The sequence below is a fragment of the Firmicutes bacterium HGW-Firmicutes-1 genome (assembly GCA_002841625.1).
GTDB lineage: Bacteria > Bacillota > Clostridia > Lachnospirales > Vallitaleaceae > HGW-1.
In genome coordinates this window covers 273988-300941 of record PHAG01000002.1, presented here as the reverse complement: position 1 = coordinate 300941, position 26954 = coordinate 273988, and the positions used below count along the sequence as shown (strand labels likewise).

General features: G+C 32.3%; 23 protein-coding genes. 2 read left to right on the top strand and 21 right to left on the bottom strand.

Annotated elements, in window-relative coordinates; all coding sequences use genetic code 11:
- Nucleotides 1-11: 11 nt before the first annotated feature.
- The 14 genes from CVU84_03565 to CVU84_03500 all read right to left on the bottom strand — a co-directional run bounded on the left by CVU84_03565 (nucleotide 12) and on the right by CVU84_03500 (nucleotide 14311).
- A complete protein-coding gene (locus CVU84_03565; protein PKM95892.1) occupies nucleotides 12-947 on the bottom strand; it encodes an RluA family pseudouridine synthase in 936 nt (311 codons plus the stop codon).
- A 64-nt stretch (nucleotides 948-1011) separates the two neighbouring features.
- Entirely contained in the window at nucleotides 1012-1599 is a 588-nt protein-coding gene (locus CVU84_03560; GenBank protein ID PKM95891.1) for a hypothetical protein, read from the bottom strand.
- A 9-nt stretch (nucleotides 1600-1608) separates the two neighbouring features.
- Nucleotides 1609-3435: an asparagine synthase (glutamine-hydrolyzing) gene (gene asnB, locus CVU84_03555; GenBank protein ID PKM95890.1), complete on the bottom strand. Its 1827-nt coding sequence runs from the start codon at nucleotides 3433-3435 to the stop codon at nucleotides 1609-1611.
- 282 nt (nucleotides 3436-3717) lie between these two features.
- Entirely contained in the window at nucleotides 3718-4956 is a 1239-nt protein-coding gene (locus tag CVU84_03550; protein PKM95889.1) for a hypothetical protein, read from the bottom strand.
- A 5-nt stretch (nucleotides 4957-4961) separates the two neighbouring features.
- Nucleotides 4962-6836 (bottom strand): DUF4914 domain-containing protein, encoded by a 1875-nt coding sequence (locus tag CVU84_03545; GenBank protein PKM95888.1) that lies wholly within the window; start codon nucleotides 6834-6836, stop codon nucleotides 4962-4964.
- A 176-nt stretch (nucleotides 6837-7012) separates the two neighbouring features.
- Entirely contained in the window at nucleotides 7013-7378 is a 366-nt protein-coding gene (locus CVU84_03540) for a hypothetical protein (GenBank protein ID PKM95887.1), read from the bottom strand.
- Nucleotides 7379-7480: 102 nt separating this feature from the next.
- Complete coding sequence (locus tag CVU84_03535; protein ID PKM95886.1) at nucleotides 7481-8170, bottom strand: DNA-binding response regulator; 690 nt, start codon at nucleotides 8168-8170, stop codon at nucleotides 7481-7483.
- A complete protein-coding gene (locus CVU84_03530) occupies nucleotides 8160-9647 on the bottom strand; it encodes a hypothetical protein (protein ID PKM95885.1) in 1488 nt (495 codons plus the stop codon). The genes CVU84_03535 and CVU84_03530 overlap by 11 nt, the downstream gene beginning before the upstream one ends.
- A gap of 122 nt (nucleotides 9648-9769) precedes the next feature.
- Complete coding sequence (locus CVU84_03525) at nucleotides 9770-10684, bottom strand: hypothetical protein (GenBank protein PKM95884.1); 915 nt, start codon at nucleotides 10682-10684, stop codon at nucleotides 9770-9772.
- Between the two features lie 149 nt (nucleotides 10685-10833).
- On the bottom strand, nucleotides 10834-11625 hold the full coding sequence (locus CVU84_03520; protein ID PKM95883.1) for a hypothetical protein: 792 nt from the start codon (nucleotides 11623-11625) through the stop codon (nucleotides 10834-10836).
- Nucleotides 11626-11723: 98 nt separating this feature from the next.
- Nucleotides 11724-12335: a hypothetical protein gene (locus CVU84_03515; GenBank protein PKM95882.1), complete on the bottom strand. Its 612-nt coding sequence runs from the start codon at nucleotides 12333-12335 to the stop codon at nucleotides 11724-11726.
- 41 nt (nucleotides 12336-12376) lie between these two features.
- Nucleotides 12377-13117, bottom strand: a complete 741-nt coding sequence (locus CVU84_03510) for a 5,10-methylenetetrahydrofolate reductase (GenBank protein ID PKM95881.1) — start codon at nucleotides 13115-13117, stop codon at nucleotides 12377-12379.
- A 177-nt stretch (nucleotides 13118-13294) separates the two neighbouring features.
- A complete protein-coding gene (locus tag CVU84_03505) occupies nucleotides 13295-13501 on the bottom strand; it encodes a hypothetical protein (protein ID PKM95880.1) in 207 nt (68 codons plus the stop codon).
- Nucleotides 13502-13630: 129 nt separating this feature from the next.
- On the bottom strand, nucleotides 13631-14311 hold the full coding sequence (locus CVU84_03500; GenBank protein ID PKM95879.1) for a lysine transporter LysE: 681 nt from the start codon (nucleotides 14309-14311) through the stop codon (nucleotides 13631-13633).
- A gap of 174 nt (nucleotides 14312-14485) precedes the next feature.
- Here CVU84_03500 and CVU84_03495 point away from each other — a divergent pair, with 174 nt between their 5' ends.
- Entirely contained in the window at nucleotides 14486-16516 is a 2031-nt protein-coding gene (locus CVU84_03495; protein ID PKM95878.1) for a hypothetical protein, read from the top strand.
- Between the two features lie 190 nt (nucleotides 16517-16706).
- On the top strand, nucleotides 16707-18452 hold the full coding sequence (locus tag CVU84_03490) for a hypothetical protein (protein PKM95877.1): 1746 nt from the start codon (nucleotides 16707-16709) through the stop codon (nucleotides 18450-18452).
- A gap of 257 nt (nucleotides 18453-18709) precedes the next feature.
- Here CVU84_03490 and spo0A read toward each other — a convergent pair whose 3' ends face one another.
- From spo0A to dxs, 7 genes are all read right to left on the bottom strand, one after another.
- Nucleotides 18710-19519 carry a sporulation transcription factor Spo0A gene (spo0A, locus tag CVU84_03485; GenBank protein PKM95876.1) on the bottom strand — a complete coding sequence of 270 codons (810 nt, stop codon included), beginning with the start codon at nucleotides 19517-19519 and terminating at the stop codon, nucleotides 18710-18712.
- A gap of 115 nt (nucleotides 19520-19634) precedes the next feature.
- Nucleotides 19635-20936, bottom strand: coding sequence for a SpoIVB peptidase (spoIVB, locus tag CVU84_03480; GenBank protein ID PKM95875.1), 1302 nt, complete (start codon nucleotides 20934-20936; stop codon nucleotides 19635-19637).
- 195 nt (nucleotides 20937-21131) lie between these two features.
- Entirely contained in the window at nucleotides 21132-22817 is a 1686-nt protein-coding gene (gene recN, locus CVU84_03475; protein ID PKM95874.1) for a DNA repair protein RecN, read from the bottom strand.
- Nucleotides 22818-22840: 23 nt separating this feature from the next.
- Nucleotides 22841-23299: an arginine repressor gene (argR, locus tag CVU84_03470; protein ID PKM95873.1), complete on the bottom strand. Its 459-nt coding sequence runs from the start codon at nucleotides 23297-23299 to the stop codon at nucleotides 22841-22843.
- Between the two features lie 45 nt (nucleotides 23300-23344).
- Nucleotides 23345-24208 carry an NAD(+) kinase gene (locus CVU84_03465; protein ID PKM95872.1) on the bottom strand — a complete coding sequence of 288 codons (864 nt, stop codon included), beginning with the start codon at nucleotides 24206-24208 and terminating at the stop codon, nucleotides 23345-23347.
- Nucleotides 24209-24254: 46 nt separating this feature from the next.
- Nucleotides 24255-25067, bottom strand: coding sequence for a TlyA family rRNA (cytidine-2'-O)-methyltransferase (locus CVU84_03460; GenBank protein ID PKM95871.1), 813 nt, complete (start codon nucleotides 25065-25067; stop codon nucleotides 24255-24257).
- An 8-nt stretch (nucleotides 25068-25075) separates the two neighbouring features.
- Nucleotides 25076-26944, bottom strand: coding sequence for a 1-deoxy-D-xylulose-5-phosphate synthase (gene dxs, locus CVU84_03455; GenBank protein PKM95870.1), 1869 nt, complete (start codon nucleotides 26942-26944; stop codon nucleotides 25076-25078).
- Nucleotides 26945-26954 lie beyond the last annotated feature (10 nt).

Genomic DNA, 26954 nt, shown 5'->3' with positions numbered 1-26954 from the left:
ATTTGTCAGCCTCAAAACAATTCCGTCACAATTGTATCAAATTGTGCTGTTAAAGGCGCTTCAAATTGCTTATTGTTTAAGTAATGAAGCTGCCCCTCAATTTCTAAAATTTCAAATTTATAGGCATGCAATAATTGATTGTTCAAATGAAAGTGCTTATCAAAATATCTGTTAACCTTTGAATCACCATATTTGTGATCTCCTACAATAGGATGTCCAATGCTTTGAAGGTGCGCTCTTATTTGGTGTGACTTCCCTGTTATGATCTTAACCTGTAACAACGTATAATCCCCGTTATTTTTAATTGGTTTATAGATTGTTTTAATAAAGTCACCCTTAGGTTGTAGATGGATCGTTACCTTATTCGTAGCTTCATCCTTAAGCAAATACCCTTCAATGGTATTTTCATCGGTAATAACACCTTTCACAATTGTTAGATACAGTTTCTCAACAGCCCTCGATGCGATTGCACCATTTATCAATTGAAGAGCTTTTATATTCTTGCCTGCAATAATAATTCCACTTGTGTTACGATCTAATCGATTACAAATCCCAGGCTTAAAGCTACTTTCTTTCATATTCAAATAGCTCTCAATTTGATCAACTAAATTCTCGCCCTTGCCGTCTGGTTGAGATAATAAGCCAACAGGTTTATTACATACAAGCAAATTTTCATCTTCAAATAAAATTGTAAAGGTAATCGATGTTGCAACTTTACGATCTTCTTCTTTTTTAAAGGTTTCAAAAGTATCGTCGGAAAAAAAGATTTTAATTTCATCGCCTTCCATTAATATCTCATGACCTTCAATTTTCTTATCATTTAACTTAATGTTTTTTTTACGGAACATTTTATAAATAAAGCTTTTAGATGCTTTTCCCAAAACTTTCATTATGTATTTATCTACACGTTGGTTCTCTTCAATAGAACTAATTATATAGGATTTCATTTATAACCTCACCTCTACGGGTTTCAATAATTACTCGTTGCAAAACTATTATTGGTACCTTTCGTTAAATAGCACTTTGGAGAATAATCGTAGCCACTTTATCTTGTGCTGTTTCATCAATGTTATTCATTGTGCCTTTTACATTTTGTATCAAATAAGTTAACACTTCTTCTTCGTCAGAGAATACAATAATTTGCAAATCATAACCTTTAGGTTTAAAAATACTGCTTAATAGGTCTTTAGCAACTTTAAGTTGTTCTTCTTTTTTATCATTTTTCTTATTTTGAGCTTTATGACAAGCAACGATCATTTTATCTGTATTTATTATAAAATCAAAAAACATGGTTTTCTTCCCTTTTACAATAATTAAGTCACTCAATACGATTAATTGTTCATGAACATCTTTAAATTTCATATAGCTATCCCTAAGCCCACTTTTATAGTTAGCAAACACAAAATACTTTGATAAATATTGTGCAGCTGGTAAGATCATGATTGCTGATCCAACTGCAAAAAAAACAAAATTATCTTTTGCAAATACTTTACCAATAAAATATATGATAAGAACAGCAACTAATAATCCTAATGAAATTAGGAGATATTGCTTCTTATAGTAATTGATATAGCCATTTTCACCTTTGGTTTTTTTCATTCTATCCTTTTATCCCTTCTGCACAAAAAATTGTTGATACCATACTAAAAACATATATATTGTCCATATTTTTCTAGAGTTATCCTTTTTACCTTTATAATGAAGGTTGAGTATTTTTAGTAATTCCTTCTCATCAAAAAATTGCTTAGAATGTTCTGAAGAAAAAGCTTCCTTAACAATCAAATAGTATTTTTCCTCACGCAACCAAACACGAACAGGCACAGGAAAGCCGAGCTTCTTTTTCTGCGCTACTTTTTCTGGAATATTTCTAAGTGCAGCTAAACGCATTGCATACTTTGTATTGACTGGATGAACTCTATATTTTGTTGGAATTTTACCCGCCAACTTCATAACCTCTTTATCCAAAAATGGCACTCTAAGTTCAAGCGAATGAGCCATACTCATCTTATCAGCCTTTAATAAAATATCTCCAGCCATCCACATATGAATGTCTAAAAACTGCATTTTTGTAGCATCATCTTTGTCCTTCACCTTGTTATAAAAAGGTTTCGTTAAGACTTGTGGAGCAACCGCATCAGTAGTAATTGTTAGTAATGCTTTTCTTTCCTTTTCAGTAAACATAAACGCATTTCCAATAAAACGTTCTTCAATCGTCTTACTTCCTCGTATAAGAAAATTCTTGCCTTTTACATCCGGAAGGAATTTTGCTAAAAATCCAATCGCTTTTCTAAGACCATGTGGAAGCTTAGTATAAAAAGCAATGTCCATTGGTTCCCTGTATATATTGTAACCACCAAATAGCTCATCCGCTCCTTCTCCTGACAGAACAACCTTTACATGTTCACTTGCCAACTGACTTACAAAATATAGCGCTACTGCAGAAGGATCTGCCAAAGGCTCGTCCATATGATACTGAACCTTCGGTAGTACACTCCAGTATTCTTCTGTTGTAATAATCTTATGATAATTATCGATATTAATATAGGATGATAATTCCTTCGCATAATCAATTTCATTGTACTTATGATAATCAAATCCTACAGTAAAGGTTTTATCTCCATGAAAACAAGAGGCAACATAGCTAGAGTCTACACCACTTGATAAGAAACAACCAACCTCAACATCGGAAATTTTGTGTGCCTCAACTGATTCTTTAAACTGATCATCAATCAAATCAACATAATCTTCTAATGATTTATCTTCAGTCTCAAATTCTGGTTCCCAATACCTCTCAATGTTCATTTCACCACTTTTATAAATAAAATAATGCGCTGGAGGTAGCTTGTAAATTCCTCTAAAAAAGGTTTCATTTGTTGGGGAATATTGAAAGGTTAAATAATTTTCTAATGCCCTTTCATTTAGTTCTTTAATGAAACTTGGATGTTGAATTAAGCTCTTAATTTCTGACCCAAACATGAAGGTACCGTTGCTTTGACTATAATATAAAGGCTTAATACCAAAAAAATCCCGAGCACAAAAAAGTGATTGATTTCTTTTATCCCATATTACAAAACTGAACATACCTCTTAACTTTTTTACGAGTTCAGTTCCATATTCTTCATAGCCATGTAACAATACTTCAGAATCTGTTGAGGTCTTGAAAATATGTCCCTTGGAAACCAAGTCTTCTCTAATTAGCTTATAATTGTATATTTCCCCATTGAAAACCAATACCATAGTACTGTCTTCATTATAAAGGGGCTGTGATCCACCTTCTAAATCAATAATAGATAGTCTTCTAAATCCCAAAGCCACATTATCGTCAATATACTGTCCTTCACTATCTGGTCCTCTATGAATAATTTCATTCATCATATTCGTTAAAACTGAATTTTTATCATCTATTTTATCTATAAATCCTACAAATCCACACATATGAATACCTACTTTCTCTTCTGTTTTCTGAGCATTAATGATTACTTGCGACGTATCTATGATTACTTTTACATAAAAGCATGTCCAAAAATCCCAACATTATAAGTGCAAATACGACGTTAATCTAATAAATTTTATCATAATGATAATTAAAGTGCAAGCAGACTTTCCCAATCGAGTATGTTTGTTAAAATAAAAAGTATACATAAACAACGGTACCATTCATTAATATCAAAAAAAGAGAAAGCCTTAATCTAAGTAAAAAGGACCTTCTCTTTCATATTAATCAATCTTATTATTTAATTTCATCAACTTATGCTCGATTTTTTCAAAGCATACTGCAGCTAACCACGTTAGAATTGGACTAACAAACACTCCTGTAGCAGAAAATAATAAAATTGCAATCTTCTGCGTTATTTTTTGAGTACTTCTTAAATGCTTAATTCCCACTAGTACAAATGGAATAAAAATACCAAAAAGCAATACTGTCCATATTAAAGGAGAAAAAGATAGAATCTTTATAGGAATTGAAGTGAACCCTGCAATGATACCTAGTATGCCCAGCAATATTGCTGATGATCTAATTGGTCTCTTAATCATATAAAGAGGTATTAGAAAGCTTCTCCAAAGAGAACTGGTCTGTGCTCCACCACATACTCCCCCAATAATGTTACGCAACGAAACAATAATGAATGAAGTGTCAAGATTCATTTCCTCATTTTTTTCACTTGAATTCTCGGCTGTATGAATCACAGCTTTAATTGAAACAGTATCAATAGCCCAAAGTAGAACTACAAATAAAGCAAATGGTAAGGTTTTGATGATTGTAACGATATTAAATCCAAAACCAATGCCCCACATATCATTCCACCAATAAATCGGATTAAAGCTCAGCGTTGTATCTGGTACAGAAATATCCATACTTATTCCAAAAAGTAAAGGAATTACTATAGAAACAATAGTTGCCGCCGGAATAATTAGCCAGCTCTTATTATAACGTAGCAATAGTACATAAGTAAGTATAAGTAGAAAAATCAGAAAAATCAACGCTATATACTGATTACCAAAAAAAGAAAGAAGTTTTTGAGCAGATAATATTATGCCTGAAATTCCAAAGGTAAGAGCTAGACTTGATCTACCAATATGGTTCGAAAGCAATATTAACTTATTGAATATTTTTGTTTTTACAACAATTATTCCAATGCATCCAACCATTATACTTAAAATGAAAGGGTGAACACCAAAGCTAACCATAGATGGTATTAACACGATTAGAGGTGCAAGTGTTCCTGCTGGAGATGTATTTGGTAAAAATAAGGCTACTAAAAGTGTTATGATGCTTCCAATAATCACTTCAATTCTCACATTATCAAACACAAAATTTGGTGTAGTAATGTTTAACTCTTGTGCCCATACAAAGGCAAAAGATGTGACAAGTGCTACTTTGCCAATTAAACCAGAAATTGCTGGAATAAAATCAATTATTTTTATGTTTGAGTGTTTAATCATTTTATGATTCATGTTAACTAGTATCTCATTGGCATCAAGTCGATATACTCACTTAAGGGAGCATCCCTTAAAAAACATTCAATAATTTGTCTACCTACTGGATGAAGCTCTGGAGTGTTGAATTTCATTACTTCCTTTTTGAAAAATTCAGTAAGTATTTCTGCGCCTTTATCATAGCCATCCTTTCCAACCTCTGCCTGAGTTTCTGGTTGTAAAAATGCTTTTCTGATATATTGTCCATCTATTCTTAATGAATCAAGACAAAAACCTAAGATTGTACAGCGAGCCTCTTTTAAATGCTCAGGTTTAAATTTAGCACTTCCACGCCTTGCTATATATTCCCTAGCAATCCATTGTGGCATAAAGCCAACCTTATATACTCCAATATGTTGATTTGGGATCAGTACATATCTCGTATTAGAAGAACGTATAATTTGCTCTAATAGTAAATTTGCCTGCTGAACCATCTTGCCTGTTGCAAAGGGCCAGTAAGAACCTACCCCTTCACTTGTCATTCCCACAGATGCGATTACACTTGGATTATTATGCCCTCTAGGTGCAACAAGTCTCCATAACCAAGCAAGTGCAGGTGGTAGTACATGAAATAAACCAATAATTCCATAGGAAGGGTTTTCCCTTGTACAATGAGGCGTTCTAACACCAAAACTTCTTACATCAATTTCCACTTGTTCGTTAACAATATTTGAAACCAAACGTCTAGGAAGAATAACTCTAGGATTAGGACATGGAGTACCATCTGAATCTAGCGTATGCTCCCATACCAGACAAGTAGAGTTTGCAACACCCTGGATATTTAAAAATACAAGCGGCTCTGGTGGTTGTGTAAAGGTCTTTTCATATTCAGGTGCTGTACCGTAATTTTTGATCTGATCTAATCTTAAAAACCAACCCTGTTCAGCATCCTTAACTACAAGCTTCTTACTTTCATTTTGCATTTTCGGATGACACATAGCCATATCATCCGTTACTGGACGTAGTTCACAGGATTCTGTGAGCTCCATAAAGTTTTTCTCACCTGTTACAAGATTTTCTCCTATAAGAATTCTTCCATCTGATTCTTTATGTACATTTTCGATCATTTCACTTTTTCCACCGCCAGAAGCACCTTCATGCATGATGACAATTTCATTGTCATATGGTGTGATTACCTTTACGGTTGAAGCATGAACAGTAGTCCAGCCTTCATTTTCTCCAATATTAAGTAATACACCATAAATACCTTTTTTTGCACTTGGGCCAGGATATAGATTATAGGAAAACACTTCATGCATTTGAGTTAATCTATTGTGAACTACTATCTGCTTACCTTCAAAATGGGTATGTCTAAAGGGTGGTGCAAGAAACACAATAGATTTCGGCGTAAATCCTTCAGGTATATCATCAATGCTTAAAAACCCCTGCAAGTCCGAAAGCCCACAAGCAAAAAAGGCTGCATTGGCAGGTGCAATAAGCAGCGCATCATATCCATATTCTTGTCCACCTGCCATAAATGGTAGAACGATTAGCTCCTGCTTCATAAGCCATTCGAAGGTTTCTTTTCTCAATGGTTCAAATTTTTCTTTATATACATCATCATAAGTTGGTTTATCCGTATCAAGTTCATCTGCTACTAAAAGACAATCTGGATCACGACGTCTCATATAGTCATCCGTATAATTAACAACCGCACCATTTTTACATCTTGTAACTGTTGCTTCAGTAAACATTCCAAAACCACTGTCATATTCTACATTATAAATGTCGTTATCATCTGTTCCAAAAGAAAGCTTAATGAGCTCTTCCCTTGACTTAGGAAATATTAATTTTTGACTACCTTCTAGAATATTTCGTACTTCGCTTGATAAGTGTATTTTGTTTAAGTATTCTTTCATATAATCCTCCTATTTTAATAAATTAGTATTTAAACAATTGATAGTAGAACATCTAATTTGTAGATTTAGAGAACTTTTATCTGTTTAAAAATATATAAAGCCGATATCCTCAGAGTTATCTGTGGATATCGGCTTACTTTCAACTTAGCTAGGCTACTTTGATTTGTCTTCCGAAACTATATTAATTTTATCATTTCTTCTAAATTTCTGTCAGTTGTAATAACAATAATTTTTTCGCTGGTTTTCGTGCTAATATCAGAATGAGTGCTGACTATGGCTACATCAATTATATCTGTAATCAATGTCTCCAAATATCCTCGCCCACCTTCAAAAAGAGAAGTACGCACTTTTTTAAATAATTCAATCCCTTGAGGATTTTCTGTAAGCTTTTGCTCTGAAGGATTTAAAAATCCTGAAAGCCTAGCAATGATCATATCATTAATGATATATGTGCGAATTGTTTTTGGACCTCTACCCATATATTCAATTTCAAATTTACTAATAGCTTCGCTTATTTTCGTCTCTAATTGACCTTTTGTCATATATTCACCTTCCTTAAGCATTCATATTATAACTTGAAGGCTACTTACATGTCAATATTAAATTATTGGAAACAATCTACCAAGAACAAAAAAGTGTAGAAATCATACCATAAACCTGTAACCTGCACCCCATACAGTTTCTATGTATTGTGGGTTCGAAGTGTCTTTTTCAATCTTTTCACGTATTTTCCCAATATGAACTGTAACCGTAGCAATATCACCAAAGCTATCCATACCCCATACTCTATCAAAAATAAGATCTTTGCTTAAAACGATATCTGGATTTTGTGCAAGATATAACAATAGATCAAATTCTTTAGCTGTTAAAAAGATATTTTGACCATTAAGTGATACACGCCTAGTCCCTAAATTAATTGTAAGCCCACGTATTGACAATTCATTTTTTTCTTGATTGATTCCTACCAGCCTTTCATAACGAAGAATATGGGCCTTCACTCTAGCTACCAATTCATTAGGACTAAAGGGCTTGGTCATATAATCATCTGCCCCAAGTCCAAGGCCTCTTATTTTATCAATATCTTCTTTTCTTGCAGAAACCATTAAAATTGGAATATTGCTTTTTTCGCGGACTTTTTTGCAGATTTCAAAACCATCAATTTCAGGTAGCATTAAATCAAGAATAATGAGATCATAATGATTTGTACGTGCTTCCATCAGTCCCTTTTTCCCATTTGTAATGAGGTTTACTTCAAAACCATTTATTTCTAAATAGTCCTTTTCAAGTTCACCAATGCTTACTTCATCTTCAATTATTAGAATTTTATTGCTCATAAGATCCGTTCTCCTTATTATAGGGTAGCCTAATGGAAATGGTAGTCCACTCATTAGGTACACTTTCTGCAAATATGATACCTCCATGTTGTTCAACAATTTGCTTTGCAATCGCTAAGCCTAGTCCTGATCCCCCTGTATTTGTATTTCTTGATGGATCTGAACGATAAAACCGCTCAAATATTTTATCAATTTCCAAAGGATCAATGCCTGCTCCATTATCAGTAATACTCATAATAATATGTTCATTTTCTTCCTGAAAGCTTATATCTATTCGCTTGTTATCTTTCTCCATAAATTTCAATGAATTGTTTATAATGTTTAGAATCACTCTTTTTATTTTTTGCGAATCCATAACAATGACTTGTTGATCATGACAGAAATAGTTTGAGTTAATTATGATTCCTAGCTTCTCATATTCAAGTCGAAGTTCCTCAATACAACTGTTGAAGAAAGGCTTTAACATAACTTGTTCCATATCAAATGGAACTCGATGAAGATCAAGCTTAGAATATAGAAACAAATCATCGATAAGACGATCCATATCCTCTGATTTCTGATATATTACCTCTAGATAACGTGCGAGCTTTTCAGGACTATTTGCAACACCATCTTGAATACCCTCAACATACCCCTTAATAGAGGTTATGGGCGTTTTTAAATCATGTGAAATACTCGAAATCAATTCTTTCCGGTTTTCTTCAACCTGAATCTGATGTACTATAGACTTTTTTAGCTCACTTCTCATTTTTTCAAAGGCATTGATTACTCGTCCGATTTCATTACTACCTTTAGACTCTAATGAAAAATCTAAATATCCAGCTTTAATATTTAATGCCCCTTTTTCTAGCTTTTTAAGTGGCTTTATGATATCCTTTGTTAATATATATGTTAACGGTAAAATAATCAAAAAAACAATAACGATCATCATTGCAAGAAATTTTTGTCCATAATTCTTAGACAACTGATCAAATTCTGTTACATCAATTACAATATAATAAAATATTGAAGCTTCATTATCTTCAAACTCATGTTTAATAATAAAGTAGGTATTACTTCCTTCCTTTAATACATGTCTTTCATCATCCATCCCATGAGCTTTTATTGGCTTAATAGTAGTAAAGCTTTTAATTTTATTGTAAAACGCACTAGATAGCTCATTACTTCCAAAGGAATTAAATTCACCATTTACTTCTGTGATTAAGAATCCCGAAAATTCGTTTAATCTTTCATTAATATCCCTCATGAACGCTTCATCTTTTATTTTCTCTTGATCATATAATTGCGCTTGTTTAAATTCAGCCAATAAATCAATAACCGAATGAATAACCATATCCATAGAGGAATCATCGGTGATAACACTTGTTATATCATTTACTACCCCAGCCATAAAAGACATGCTTGCTACTGTAATAATGAAAGTTGCTACACCTACCATAATAATATATGTAATAATTAATTTGATTCTAATTGACATATGATTACTTCCTTTGACAAAATATAATGTATATTCATAATTATATAGGATGAGCTTTTTTTTAGCAATAAAGTTTGTTTATAAAAAGGCAAACCCCACCTATTACGGTGAGGTCTGAAGAATTATTTTTTAAGAATTTTAACATCTTTTCCTGTTAAATCCAAAGTATCAACTACTGTTGAATTCACTTCATTTAGTAACAAAGAACCATCTATAGTCGTAGTATGTGCCTTTCCTGAAACATCAGTTCCTTCAACGGTTAACGAAAATTCATGCGCAATAATCTTATCCTCAGCGTCAATTTTTACAGATATTAAGATATGATTTACCTTGACATTATCTGTTATAACCGGAAAATTGTTATGAGCTTCTTCTAGTCCATTAAAAAATGGTAATTGGTGAATCGCTTCATATTTTTCATCATCGTCACTTGTTTTACTCATATGGTCGTTATCTAATATTCCTTTTGTTAACAAAAGCTTTATTGGAACTGGAATTTCATTTTCAGTTAAATCAATTGAAAAAGCCTTTGTTCCATTTTCATCAACAGATAATTTTATTTGTTCTTTTATATCTCCCATCATAAAATCCACAAGTTCTTCTTCTGCTTTACTCATTTCTCTTGAATCTTTCCCTTTAAAATGATTGCGATTATGATGACTTGTTTTATGGTCTTCAATATCATCTACCTGGTAATATAATTCATTGTCTTTATCAACAAAATATGCTTTTTGTCCTTCTTTGTAAAATTCCGCAGATTTTGTAATATCTTCAATATTTAAGATTACCTTACCGCTTACATTTTCGCTAACATGATCAGCTTTTCCTATTACCTTTGCATCTAATAGCACTTTAGAATTATCGGTGATTGTTAAATGTCCGTTAAATGTACCATTTTCAAAATGCTCTGATGCCATCATTACTTTCTTTAAAGCCTCATAATTATCTTGATTTCCTGAAAATGCAAGTATCGTTACTGAAAACAACGATAATGCTACAACCAAAACGATAACGAGTGAAACCTTTTTGTTTTTCATTATAAATCTCTCCTTAAAATAAATTGCTTAACAACTGTTACATGCTTAGTATAGTAGTTAAATATAAACTGTAATGAAAGCAATTCTAAAAAAAGAATAAAATTACTATTGTTCAATGTATAACAATCATAATCAATAATGATTAATGATTAATGATTAATTTTTTTACCACAATAAGGACAAATATTATCTTTGTCCTTATTTTTCAAAACATCAATAAACCCAGTACTAACAATACCTGTCGGTAATGCTATCAAACCTATTCCAAAGATTGCAATGATCGAAGATAAAATTTTACCTGCCCATGTAACAGGATAAACATCCCCATAACCTACTGTAGTTAACGTGGCTATCGACCACCAACAAGTCGCTATAATGTTAGGAAATGCTTCTGGCTGAGATGGTGATTCAATATAAAACATAATTGTTGAAGAAATAATAATCAATATAAGCATAATCATGATCATAGCAAAAAGTTCATCTTTTTTAGCTTTTATTACATCCTTAATTAACTTCATAGCCCTGGAATATCGTGTAAGCTTCATTACTCTAAACAGTCTAGCTATTCTGAAAACTCTTAGATCATATCCGATTAACACTGGAAAATAAAAAGGTAAAATCGCAAACAAATCAATAAGCGCCATAAACGTAAATATATATTTAATTCTAACCCAAATTTTTCTATTCTCATTCGTATAATGCAAATCTGCTAACCATAATCTTAATACATATTCAATAGTAAATACAACAATAGAAACCCGTTCAATTGCTAAGAATGTTAAATAATATGCTGCGTAAATATTTTTGTAGGATTCTAAAATGATAGCTGCGACATTAATGGTAATAAGTGCTAAGATTGAATAGTCAAATGCCTTTGCTAAATTATCGTGTTCATTTGTTAATTCCATTATTTCATAAATTCTATTTTTTAGCTTAAACATTCAAACTCCTCATCTGATCTCTTTAAAATCAGTTTGTTATAGCATCTCTAGCTTTCAAGTTTTGCTAAAACTAAGGAATTTATTCAAAAATTTTTATACTAAAATTCACTTAATAAACCCATTGTACCAATAAAGAAAAACAATAAGTATTCTACAATCATATTATTCTTTTTATATTCATCATTATGGTATTTTCGTATGATAGCTACTATTCCATTCAATGCCTGTTCAGCTAGCACTTTGCCAATATCAACCATCTCATATTTCGGACTAAAGGTTTTTATATGTTCTATAAAGTGCTCATCGATTAAGTCAATCAGTATTGAGCGCGCTTGTTCATACTTTGTCCCTTTGCTGCATTCAATCAGAATAACAAATTTATTACCAAGAACCGGAAAGAAGCCTGGAATAAACTCAGACAATACCTTTTTCCATTCACTAGGATTCGATACTTGCCATAAATAATCAGGCTTAACCAATTGGTCATGGTTTTGAAGAATATACTTAAAATTATAGTATTCTTCACCCACAACTTGATCAAATAAGCCTTCCTTACTCACAAAGTAATTATAAAAGTTCCCAATAGTTGTCCCCGAAGCTTTTACAATCTTCCTAATGGATGCTTTTTCAAATCCATTTATATAAAACTCATTCTCTGCATTTTTTAATATTGCATCTCTTACTTCTTCTTTTTTTATTTGCATATTCATTCACCCATTTTAATTATAGAACTTTATTTCAGAAATTACTTCTACCTGAAAACACTATGTAAGTACTGCTCTAAGCTTGTTTTAATTGGCATAAAATACAGATTTCTATTTTTGCTATCAGCAAACTCTGTAGCTTTCTTAGCAAAATCAATATTCCAATCGTAATTTGGTGAAAATCCCTCTGGGAATATTACATTGTTTTTTGCATGCCAATAGTTTTGTGAGTGTTCTGATAATACTGGAGAGATTCCAAAAAAAACATTGGTACCACTTAACATTTCTTCATAAATTGATAAAAGTCTCATATCGAAAAAAGGCTGTGTGAAAAATCCATCAACTCCTGCATAAATCTTTCGTTTTACATAGAGCATTTCCGTCTTAAAGCTATCTCTATATTGGTCAATTGCACCATATACCTTAATATGTGGAAGCTCAGTTTTAAACTTCCTAATTACATCAATTGTTGAGGAATGATATATTTTTCTATTCATATCTTGCGGTAGGTCACCTGTTAGTATTAGAACTTCGCATATATTGTTTTCAATTAATGATTTTGCCATAGGCAGAGGTTCTTCTAAGTCTATATCCATAGCACGTATATGGGGTATTGTTCTTTGATAATATCCTTTCGCAATTCTACACCCTTCCCAACTACGCATTTCAAATTTAAGAAGATCAGGAATATTAATACCTTCAATGTTAGGGAAATTGGATTTAACATAGCTTAACTGTTGAGATAAAAGTTCTTCATTGTTAGGAACCAATTCTAAAGATATCACCATGCATAAGCTCCTCCATTTCTTATAATGTATATACGATAGCATATTCTTGTGTTTTTGTAAAACATTTGCTGATTAATCAACAAAAACCCAAGGCGCCTTGGGTTTTTATCTTATTATTTGACTTGTCCAATCAATATGTTCAACTTTCTGATTATATCCGTAATGTTGTATTATGAACTAATCTCTACATTTACGATGTTTATCATCATTTTCTACAGCATTTAAAATCCTTCTTAATAAAGGTACAATTTGATCACAAGTACATTCTTCGATATTCTCAACTGAATCTAAGATGTCACATAAAATACCTTCAACGTCAGATGGTCTACGTCTATGTTTGTTACAGCTTTCTTCAGCTACATCACCTAATACTCTATTCCACATATTTCCAACCTCCTTTATAAAATACTAACAAGTAAATATTTGTCGACAATGACCTTCGTCATAATACTTGTACTAATATTCTATTCGAAGATATATATATCTGTTCTTTCAATTTTCAAAAAAGTTAAATCAGTTAATCGTTGTTATTTGGGATTTTTCTCTCTTTATAAAAATCATTTTTATCGCGTAAATAACGAGTACTACTCCAACAATTCCATTTAATATTCCAACAATATTCTCTGATAAAAAACTTTTCGTAATAGTTCCTATAATCGAAACACTCGTTAATGCGATTAAGGTTGAAGTTGCTGAACCGATACCAAATAAGTACATATCCTTTTTATTATAGTTTTCCTTGCTCAGCTTTGATGAAAAAACTCCTGCCCAAAACAATATTGTTAAGGGGTTCGCACATGTGAGAAAAAATGCATATAAAAAAACATTGTTATTACTTTGAATGTGGAATAACTGAATATTTGGTAATAGACCATGACCAAAAACCTCTAAAATGATGTTAATACCAAATATTGCAATAACGATTGCACCAAATAACGTGACATACTTTTTAACCTTTTGATGTTCTAAAAAAGTTGTTAATCCAAGTAAAGCAAGCAAGATAAAAAGGGAATCAGCTAAAGTTACAGCAGTGGCCGCAATTTCTCCTTGTATAAATCCATGATTACTAGAAATGTTAAAAACATATATACTAATTGGTCCAATGGCAATTTGAAGAAGCATACCAAATTTTAGGCCTTTAAATATCATCATTTTCATTCTCCTTACATTCCACATAGTTGAAACAATCATCATTTCTTTTATTAATTAATTAATATATCATATAATCATTATGAATTCAATTTTATTTTGGCTACCAAAATTAATTCAATTTGATTACTTAATGATTAAATTTTTATTATTCCATTGACATTTTTATGCAATACATATAAATTTGTATAGAGATACAAACAAGGGAGGAAACAACATATGCACAAGGTAAGAAGCAAAATTATATATCCATTGGCTATGGCAATTCTAATGGTTTTATCCGCAGTGCCTACTCCATCGGCATTTGCTAGTGATACAGATATTTGGTCAGAGCAAGTATTGGCAGCTAAGTACTTTGATAATCGAGAGTATGAAAAAGCATTCAATACTTGGTTAAAGATTGTATCTATTCATGAGGCCGCTACTGGTCAATCAAGCCCTTTTTTAAAGATATTATCTATTCGTGAGCAATTGACCCCTATGAACTATGCAATCTATTTAGAAAAGATAGGTAATTATTATGCTGGTATATATGGAGATTTTTCGACAGACTCAGAGCTTGCTGTAGAGTATTATGATAAAAGCCATTATGCTTATATAGAAGCCAAACAGTCTGTATATGCAGTTAAGGTTAAGGATAAGGCAAATGATCTAAGAGTTGATATCAGATTGTTCTATGAAAAAAAAGCAGCGAATTCTTCAATAAGCAATGCTTTATATGTGCCCAAATATGGTGCCTACATTGGAATGTATGCTGAACCTGATTTAAGATTAACCTCAGGAGGATATGTAGATACTGATTTATTTTCTTCTACATTTGGTAGAGACCTGGGTATCTTATTATGCTACTCAACTTTTGGAGTTTCAAAGTTCCCTACGATTCAAGCAGAACTGTTAGAAGGTAAAAATATGGGATTTCAAATTGCTATGGAACCTATGTTAGGACTTGATAGTGTTGTAGATAATGAATATATTCGTACTTGGGCAAAAGATGCCAAAGCTTCAGGTTTACCTATCTATTTAAGATTTGCTTGTGAAATGAATGGAGATTGGGTTCCTTGGTATGGTGACCCCGAAAAATACAAACAAAAGTTCAGATTAATTCATGACATTATGGCAGAAGAAGCACCGAATGTTATGATGTTATGGTCTCCTAATGATATTCCATTTAGTACAATGCTTAGTTATTATCCTGGAGACAAATACGTTGATTGGATTGGTGTTAGTTCTTACGCAACACCTGATGGCAATAATCGTGTTAGTTTATCGAATATGAATGTTAACCCTATTGAAAAGTTGGAATTCATCTATCAAGCATTTGTAGGAAGAAAACCAATTATGATAGCAGAAGGTGCTCCTTCCTATTATAATAGCTATTTTCCGGATGTTGATTTCAATGATTGGTATGGAAATAACCTTGAAAAAGTGTATCATTACTTGCCAAGAATTTTCCCCGGTATAAAAGGAATAACCTATTTCAACGCTTCACCCGGTATTAACAAATATGAGCTTGAGGATAATAAAGCAGCAAGTGAGCTTTATTCACAAATGATTGCTTCTCCCTATTATATTTCTAAATTAAACAGCTCATCACCAATATATTATGAAGAAATTAAAGATCAATTGTTAAAAAAAGAAGCCATCAAGCTAAGTACGTATGCATATATTTATGATCCATTTATTGGAAAAGTTGAATACTATTTAGATCGGAAGCTTATAGCAACAAGCACTGCTATGCCTTTTGAATTGAATTATGATTTCACTAACTACAAGGCACCAATTGCAAAATTAAGAATTAAAGTTTATGATTCTAATAATCAACTTGCAAGTGAAAAAACATTTAATTTAAGCTTTTATTCAACCTATGAAAGCATAGTAACAATGAAAATAAATGACCCCTATTTATATAAAAACAATGAAAAGATAAAAATCGAACAAAATGCAAACACTACCCCAATCATTATTGACTCTCGTACATATATTCCAGCCAGGGCTCTTATTGAAAATTTGGGAGGAACAATCGCTTGGGAAGAAAAAAGCAAAACAGTAACTCTTAAGTACAACAACTCTACCTTAGTTTTGACCGCTGATTCAAAGACAGCTTTGCTAGATGGAGAATTGATCAATATTAAAACACCATTAACCATAAGAAATGGCAGGACATATCTTCCCGTTAGATTTTTTGCTGACACAATGGGAGTTGCCCTAGTCTGGGATTCAAAACAACAAAAACTTACTCTTTCATATTAAAACACTGGCTGTCACAATATAGATTTCACTCTATTGATGATAGCCACTTTTTAATTAGTTTATAAGTAACCAACAAATACATCCTTTTAAACTTCAACAATATTCTTCCCAACCATGAGGAAGAATGCTATACTATTTCTAAGTGGCTTAGTCACTTAACAAAGACAATTACTTTTAGGAGGCAACACAAGTGGCATTAGACGGTATCGTTTTATCAAGCATTGTAAACGAATTAAGCACGCTACTCATTGGTGGAAGAGTGGACAAAATTTCTCAACCTGAAAAAGACGAACTGATTATTTCTATAAGGAATAATCGTACATTATATAAGTTACTCCTTTCAGCTCAAGCTAACTTTCCAAGACTTCACATTACAAACCTACAAAAAAACAACCCCTTAACTGCACCTAGCTTTTGTATGATTCTTAGAAAGTATCTTAATAATGCAAAGATTCTAAATATTCAACAGCCAAATTTCGAGAGAATTGTTGAAATATCATTTGAACATCTAAATGAACTTGGTGATTTGTGCCAGAAGACATTGATCATTGAAGTCATGGGTCGACACAGCAATATTATATTATGTGATGACAACAAAATGATTCTAGATAGTATCAAACATGTAAATAGCCAAATGAGTTCAATTCGAGAGGTATTTCCTGGAAAAAACTATTTTTATCCGCCTTCAAAGGACAAGCAATATTTATTTGATATTACGGATTTAGACAGTTTTATAAAAGCTATTTCTAAACCAATTGGAATTGGTCAAGCTATTTATGAATCGTTTACCGGTATGAGTCCCCTAATCGGAGAAGAGATGTGCTATGCCTCTCAAATAGACAGTAATAGCTCTGTAAATGAACTATCAAAGGAAGCGCTTAATCGCTTATATGGTATTTTCAATATCATTAGTACAAGAATTAAAACAGCCGACTATTCACCTACTATATTTCTTGATGAAACTGGTAAATATATAGAATTTTATGTTCTACCGCTGTCCATATATACTCATTATAAAACGCTATCTCACTCTTCCATCTCAGAATTAATGGATAGTTTTTTCGAGAAACGTTCAAGCTCTAGTAGAATAAGCCAAAAATCTGTTGATATAAGAAAACTTGTTCAAAACAATTATGAACGTTGTTCTAAGAAGCTAGAATTACAATTACGCCAGCTTCAAGATACCCTTGATCGAGATAACTTAAAAATCAAAGGCGAATTAATCAATGCTAATTTGTATCAAATAAATGAAGGAATGTCAAAAATTGAGCTTTATAACTATTACAACGATTCCAATGATACAATTACTTTAGATCCTAATTTAACTCCATCTCAAAATGCACAACGTTATTTTGCAAAATATAATAAGAAGAAACGTACCTTTGTTGCTATTTCAGAACAAATTGATGGAACTAAAAATGAGTTGAACCATTTAGAATCCATAAAATATGCCTTGGAATTTACTGCTTCAGAAGAAGATTTGATGCAAATTAAAAGCGAATTAATCGCTTCTGGATATATTAAATTCAAAAAAACAAAAGCAAAAAAAATATTAAGCAAATCTGAACCACTCCATTATGTTTCTTCCGACGGTTTTGATATCTATGTAGGAAAAAATAATATACAAAACGAAGAGCTTTGGATCAAATTCGCAGCAAACAATGATTGGTGGTTTCATGCTAAGGATATCCCCGGTTCTCATGTAATTGTTAAATCTGCAGGCAATGAAATGACAGATAAAGTCTTTGAAGAGGCTGCTGCACTTGCTGCCTATTATAGCAAAGGAAAAGATTCAAATAAAGTTACTGTTGATTACACTTTAAAGAAAAACCTAAAAAAACCCAATGGCTCTGCACCAGGATTTGTAATTTATCATACGAATTATTCGATGCTAGTAGAACCAAATGAAGATAAACTAACGAAGGTAAACCAATAGGTTTACCTTCGTCCGTTTATGAATAACAAAAAAATAGCAGCCATTTAGACCACTATTTTTCTTAACTTATAATATTCATTTGTTCCTAAAAATTACCTTGAACCATCTTTATTTGTGATTATAATACCAAAACTATGTCAACAATTAATGATGATATCCATTGGAACTACACCTCACAATTATAAGTCATCTGTGAGTACAACTTCAACTCACATTAATATTATGTCCAGCAAAACGAATTCTATTCAAAAATTTTTTTAACTTACTCGAAGCTCTAATCTCAACTTGTCTGCAATAAGGGCTACGAACTCTGAATTGGTAGGTTTGCCTTTACCGTGGCTGATGGTATAACCAAATAAATTGTCTAAAGTTTCCATCTTGCCTCGACTCCAAGCTACTTCAATGGCATGTCTTATTGCTCTTTCTACTCTACTTGGTGTTGTATCATATTTTTCTGCAATTGCAGGATATAATGATTTTGTTATCGAATTCAGAATCTCAATATCATTGATTACCATAATAATGGCATCTCTTAAATATTGATAACCTTTAATATGTGCAGGTACACCTATTTCATGAATAATATTTGTTACCTCTGATTCTAATACTCTTGATTGGTATCCATATTTATTAATGGTATTTTCTTTAATGAAGCTATTATTTTTTTCTCTCTTTACAAACTCAATTCTTCCTTTAAGCTGTCTAATGCGTTTTGCTAAAGAATCATAATTAAATGGCTTCATCATATAATACTCTGCACCTAAACTTAAAGCACTCTTAGTTACCTTTTCTTGCCCAACTGCTGACAGCATAATAAAAATAGGTTTCTTATCTAAATCCTCTTCATTGATCCTTTCGAGAACACCTAAACCATCTATTAGCGGCATTACAACATCTAACAAAACAACATCAGGTTTTTTGACTCTAATCTGTTCAATTGCATCTTCTCCATTATGAACGACATCAATTACGTCAATATCCTCCTGTGTTTCAAAAAAATCAGACATCATTGCACATAATTTTTGGCTGTCATCTGCTATTAAGACATCAATTTTATCTTTCATTATTCTTCCCCCTCTTCCATATTTTAATGTACAATATTATTATAGTACCATAATCCTTTTTAATCAACAAATAAAAAACGCAATTTTTGACAAAATATCGCTTTTTGCTCCACAAGAACTAGTTTTCTTCTAAAATCATGTTTTCAATAAACGTTCCATAACCTTTTGTCGAATCCTGAACAAAAACATGAGTTACCGCACCTATCAGCTTTCCGTCTTGTATTATCGGACTTCCACTCATTCCTTGTATAATACCATTTGTCAGATTTAGTAGTTCCGTGTCAACTACTTTAATAATCATGCCTTTATTGGCTTCATCATTCAAAAAAATCTTTTCAATCACAATTTCATAATCCCGAATATCCCCGCTAACATCACTTCTTATCAAGGCTTTCCCTAATTTAATATCATATTTAAAACCCAAAGAAAGACATTCTTTATTGGAGTACATCTCAATTCCATTCTTTGTCAATGATCCAAAAATACCATTTCGATGATTTTGATTTACAAACGCAACCGTGTTCTCTTCACTTTCAATAATTACTCCTGCTATTTCACCTGGAGCGCCATCTTTACCCTTCGTTATGTTAGTTATCAAAGAAGTTACTAATGTGCCTCCTGATAGCTCCATAAGCTGTTGTGTATCAACATCTGTAATACCATGGCCTAAAGCTCCAAATGTATTTTTTTCTAAATTAATGTAGGTTAATGTACCTATTCCTTGCGTATCATCTCTAACCCATACACCTAACTTATATTCACCTTCTATAGATGTATTACTCGGTTTTACTTTAACGCTCATTGTCTCGTCTTTTCTTTCAATTTCTATTAATACTTCCTTGCCATCAGATGCATTGATCTCTTTTATTAACTCCTCCTTATTCACAATTGTTTTTTGATTGATCTTTTTAATATAATCACCAGAAAATAAAATATCCTTGGAGGGTGATGCCTTTTTGCCTTCAGGATTAATTAAATTGCCAGTTCCTAATACCAATACCCCATCTGTTGAAACAGTAACTCCAACCATTTCACCAACAGGTATGTAGTTTTCAGGATTAATGACTTCTACTTGTACTTTTTTAATTGGTAACCATCCTAATAATTTTAAATGAACATTAAACTTTCTAGTTTCATTTGATAAAACTGTAAATGGTTTATTTAAGTTAACAGCAATACGATTATTTGGAACTGGTTCACTATTTATTTGTAAGACGCCCTTAATATCACCTGTTATATCAGCTTCAAAAGGTACATTGTAGCCAATATTTCTTTCCTCGCCTACAAACATTTTATAGTTATTCGGTATATATAGTTTTACAAAAAAATGAAAGCAAATTACTAATGTTAAACAAAAGGCAACGATTAGTAGGATAGATCTATATAATTTTCCGCTCATCTTTTCACATCCTATTAGCATATTTTTTCAAGAACTATAGTTTTAAAATTCCCTTTGAAAAATTTAATTATGCTAGTAAAAAGTACAAGTAATTACTTAACAGAACTTTATAGCAAATAAAAAACTTGCTTTATTCAAGCAAGTTTTTTAAATTAACATTTTTTTACAAAATTGGTAAGGTGTTTTCTCTTATTTTTACGTTTTCATCAATATAAGCTAAACGCCTTTCACTTCATTCGCTAACTTCTTCATCTCAATAGCACTTTTTTGTATAGACTCTGTAATTTTCGCTCCACCTATTAGACGAGATAATTCGTTTGGAATTTCTTCTTCTTTAAGTTTAACCATTGTCGTTATCGTCTTATCATTATTTGATCTTTTTTCTATGAGGTAATGATTATCTGCCATGGCAGCAATCTGAGGCAAATGTGATATACATATGAGCTGTCTGCTTCTTGATAATCGTACCATTTTTTCCGCAACCATCTGAGCTGTTCTACCACTAATGCCGTTATCAATCTCATCAAAAATTAAAGTTGATATTTCATCACAGTCTGCAAGTACAGATTTTATAGCTAACATTACTCTAGATAACTCTCCACCTGATGCAATTTGAATTAACTGCTTCATATTTTCACCAATGTTAGTTGAAATCATAAATTCTACATCATCCCAACCATCAGGTCCAAAGGCTTCTTTTTGCAAACATTGAATCAAAAAATCTGTATTGTTTAAATTCAAATCTTTTAATGCTACGACAATTTGTTTAGATAGCTCTTTTGAACCCTCCACTCTTACTGTAGTTAATGATTTGCATAAATCGATAATTTCTCTTTCTAGAATCATCATTTCATTTCGTATTTTCTCAAGGCTTTCTTCATGATGAAGTAATTTTTGATGCTTTTCTCTTTTTACTTCTAACATGAGTAATATTTCCTCAATATTATTTGAATGTTTCATCTTAAGTCCATTAATGGTATCAATTCTTTTTCTAGTATAGTCTAGTGCTTCTTCATCCATAATAAGATTATCAATATATTCATAAGTATCGTGATTGAAATCCATTAGAATAAAATCTATCTGTTCAAGTTGTTCCGTTAGCTTGACAAGTGTATGATCTAGTCCTTTTATTCTATTCATTAATTCAAGGGCTTTTGTTACTTGAAAGGACACACTACTAATGTGATCTTGCCCATCTATCATTTCTCTAATATTTGACAGCGTACTTTGAATGCTTTGAATATTTGATTGTTTCTTATATTCTAGATCTAGCAACTCATCTTCTCCTGGTGTTAATTGTGCATTTTCTATTTCAACTATTTCATATTCTAAGAAGCTAATTTCACGTTTTATAGTTTCGTGATCTAAGGAAAATTCTTTGATTTCATTTTTTAACTGCTGATACTTTTTATACTTCGCTTTAAGTTCATTTTGGATTAACTCAACTTTATTACCTAAGTATTTATCAAGTAAGCGAATATGATTTTTCTTTTCTAATAAAGATTGATGTTCGTGTTGGCTATGTAAATCTATAAGCAAGGAAGTCATATTTTTAACACCTTCGGCATTTACAACTTGTCCATTCACTTTAAAAACACTTCTACCATTTTGACTAATTTTACGCGATATTAATACTTCTCCATCACAATCAATTTCAAGATCTTTAAGTTGTTTTAAGACATCTTTTGATGTCACTTGGAACATTAATTCTACGAGAGCATTTTCTTCATCTTTTCGAATAAAATCTTTAGAGACCTTGCTACCTAATACCGCATTAATAGATCCAATAATAATAGACTTACCGGCACCAGTCTCTCCAGTAAGTATATTAAAGCCTCCGTCAAAATCAACCTCTAGCTCATCAATTAATGCTATATTTTTTACATGTAAATAGGTTAACATATGCCCCTCCCTATATGTTTAACTTAATTGCTAGCGTGTGCTATTCTATTAAATCTTTCCATAACTTGTACCGCATTTGCTTCTGCTCTTACTGCACAAAAAATAGTATCATCTCCAGCTATACATCCGACTACTTCTTCAAAGTCCATAGCATCAATAGCGGCCGCAACTGCCATTGCCATGCCAGTTAATGTCTTTAATACGATGATATTCTCTGCACGATCCATATTCAAAAACCCATCTCGAAAAACACGTATGTATTTTTCACTTAAATTATTTTCTTTGTCTGGTAAAACAACATACTTCTGCCTACCATTTGATACTGTCACCTTTGTTAACTTCAAATCCCTAATATCCCTAGATACTGTGGCTTGCGTGACTAAAAATCCGTTCTCTAATAATTTGTTGGCTAAATCCTCTTGTGTTTCAATATCCATTTCATTAATCAATTGAAGAATTTTGGATTGTCTTTCGATTTTCAAATGATAGCCCTCTCTTATTCATAGAATATTTATAATCAAAGCATATTAATTGCTTCCTAACTTCTTTCTAAGTAATGAATAAAAATTAACACTATTCAGCTTAACAAGATGAGTATATACTTTAGATTGCTCTATAACAAGCTCTGTATCATTTGTGATACCTATCACTTGCTGCCCATCTATAGTAACTTGCAAATCTTTATCATGAGGTCTTCTATTTTGTTTGAAATTAATACGAACTTGATCATCTGATGAGATAACTATGCTTCTTGCAGTTAAGGAATGTGGACAAATCGGAGTAATAACAATCATTTCCTTACTTGGTACCAAAATCGGACCACCTGCTGACAAATTGTAAGCTGTTGATCCAGTCGGCGTAGATACTATGATACCATCAGCAAAATAATGATTTACCAACTCATCATTAACAAATACGCTATATCCCCCCATCCTAGAAGAAGCTCTTGAAACTACCACATCATTTAGAGCCAAGCCTATATTATTTACTTGATTATTATCATCGATTATCGTTGTTTGAAGCATCATGCGATCCTCAATTGAGTACCGTCCTGAGCAAAGATCATCTAATGTAGAATAAATATCTGTTTCATCCACTTCTGCTAAAAATCCTAAATGTCCAAGATTTACTCCCAAAATAGGCAAATCATAAGCCGCTAAATCTCTTGCAGCATGTAAAATAGTACCATCCCCGCCTAAAACGATAGCACAATCAGCTTTCAATATTGCCTCTTCTTGATTACAACTATAACGTTGCAAATCATATAGATCACCAACATCTTCAGTTATATATACTTCATATTGGTGGTTCGTAAGCCAAGTAACTATATCCTTAGTTAATTCCTGGCTGGAACTTTTTAATATATTAGGCATTAACAAAAATTTATTCATCTATTCACCAACTTTTCCATTCAACTTATTAACTCTAATTTTCATTTTATAACTTTTCATGTGCATTATCAACAACATTTTTTATAACTTCCAACCCATTGCCTTCATTATTAACCTCTATGACCTTTTTCATATATAGTAAGTATTCAATATTACCCTCTGGGCCTTTTATCGGTGAAAAATCTAGGTTAAGCATCTCAAAGGAAATGCTGGTTGCATACTCGATAACATCTTTAATTACATCAAAATGAGTTTGCCATTCCCTAACAACACCTTTTTTCCCGACCTTTTCTCTACCGGCTTCAAATTGAGGCTTGATTAAGCACATACACTCTGCATCTATTTTCATTAAATGCCAAATAGGCAATAGAATTTTCTTAAGCGAAATAAAAGATACATCAATCGAAACAAAATCTAACAATTCAGTTATTTCTTTATCAGTTACGTATCTAATATTTGTTTTTTCCATACAAATAACCCGTTCATCTTGACGCAGTCTCCAGTCCAATTGTCCATAACCAACATCAACTGCATAGACTTTATTTGCTCCATTTTGCAACATACAGTCAGTAAATCCTCCTGTTGATGCTCCAACATCCATGCAAACTAAATCTTGAAGATGAATACCAAATATTTTAACAGCTTTGTCTAATTTTAATCCACCCCGACTAACAAAAGGGATCGGATTACCCTTTACTTCAATTGAAGCTTCAATATCAATTTTTGTACCAACTTTATCTTCTCTTTGTCCATTAACAAAAACATTTCCCGTCATAATTAATGTTTTTGCACGTTCTCTTGAGGGTGCATACCCATTATTAACCAAAACAACGTCTAATCGTTCTTTTTTTACACCCATTTTTTCACCTATTTGATATCCTTAATATAATCGATAATTCTATCGTATAGCTTTTCTGAACTTAATCCACATTGATCTAATAGTTCATCTCTACTACCATGGGTAACGAAGGTATCCTCAATTCCACAAAGGAGTACTCTACATACCCCGCTTGCTACTTGTAACACTTCTACACCATAACCACCAGAAATAACATTCTCTTCAATCACCACCAAAACTTCATGATTGTTGGCAAGTTCAAGTATACATTCCTTATCTACTGGCTTAATAAATCTAGCATTGACTAATGTAGGTGAATACCCTTTTTCTAACAATTTATCACATACATCTAGTGCTTGTTTACACATTGTTCCAACTGAAATGATACCTATTTGATTGCCTTTATATATGGTTTCTGACTTACCAAATAGTACTGGAACAGTATCTTCAAAATGCTCTAGAGCATCAATTCCTCTCGGATATTTAATACTAATTGGTCCATCATAATATAGCGCTGATAAATTTATCATTTCTACTAATTCTACCGAATTTTTGGGCGCCATAATAGTCATATTTGGTATGTGTCCCAGAAAGGATGTATCAAAAATTCCTTGATGGGTTTCGCCATCTTCACCAACGATCCCTGACCTATCTACACAGAAAACTACCGGTAGCTTCTGCAAGCAAATATCATGCAAAATCTGATCATAAGCCCGTTGTAAAAACGAGGAATAGATAGCAATAAATGGTTTAAGTCCAGACATCGCTAAACCACCTGCAAATGTTACTCCATGCTGCTCTGCTATTCCAACATCAAAAAACCTCTGCGGATATTTTACAGCAAATTCATCTAGTCCAGTACCTTCTGGCATAGCAGCAGTTATAGCAACAATCTTACTGTTATCTTTTGCTAAATCAAGTAAGGCTGCACCAAAAGTTTTAGAAAAGCTCTTTCCTTTTGACTCGCTTTTTACATCTCCGCTTTCTTTGATAAAAGGACGTGTACCATGAAATTTTGAAGGAAAGGCTTCCGCATATTTATAGCCTTTACCCTTTACAGTATTTACGTGAATTAATGTTGGTCCATCAACTTTTTTTGCTTGATTTAATGTTGTAATCACTTGCTTAATATTATGTCCATCAATTGGACCTAGGTAAGTAAACCCCATTTCTTCAAAAAACATCCCAGGAATAAATAACTGTTTAACACTATCCTTTACGTCTCGAACTGCATTAATTACGCCTTCACCATATTTAGGTATCTTTCGAAGAACCTTTTGAACGTCTTCTTTTACCTCGTTATAAAAGCTTGCTGTACGAATAGAATCTAAATATAAAGATATGCCCCCAACATTTTCAGAAATGGACATTTGATTATCATTTAAAATAACGATAAAATTACTTTTCAAATTGGCTGCATTGTTTAATGCCTCAAAAGCTAGTCCACCAGTTAAAGCGCCATCACCAATAATTGGAATTACATAATTTTTCTGGTTTAGTAAATCTCTTGCACTAGCAAACCCAAGTGCCGCAGAAATAGAGGTTGAACTATGTCCTGTATTATATGCATCATGAGGACTCTCCTCTGTTTTAGGAAATCCACTTATGCCATCTAACCTTCTAATTGTTTTTAAGGCATCTTTGCGACCTGTCAATATTTTGTGCACATAACTTTGGTGGCCTACATCCCAAATAATTTTATCTACTGGAGAATGAAAGCAATAGTGAAGTGCAATGGTCAATTCTACAACCCCAAGATTGGAGCTTAGATGTCCACCACCTTCACTGACCACTTCAACAAGATATTTTCTGATTTCTCGTGATAAGTTACCTAATTGTTCGACCTGTAAAGCTTTTAAATCCTTAGGTCCTTGAATCTTATCTAATAATTTACCCATTTAATCGTCC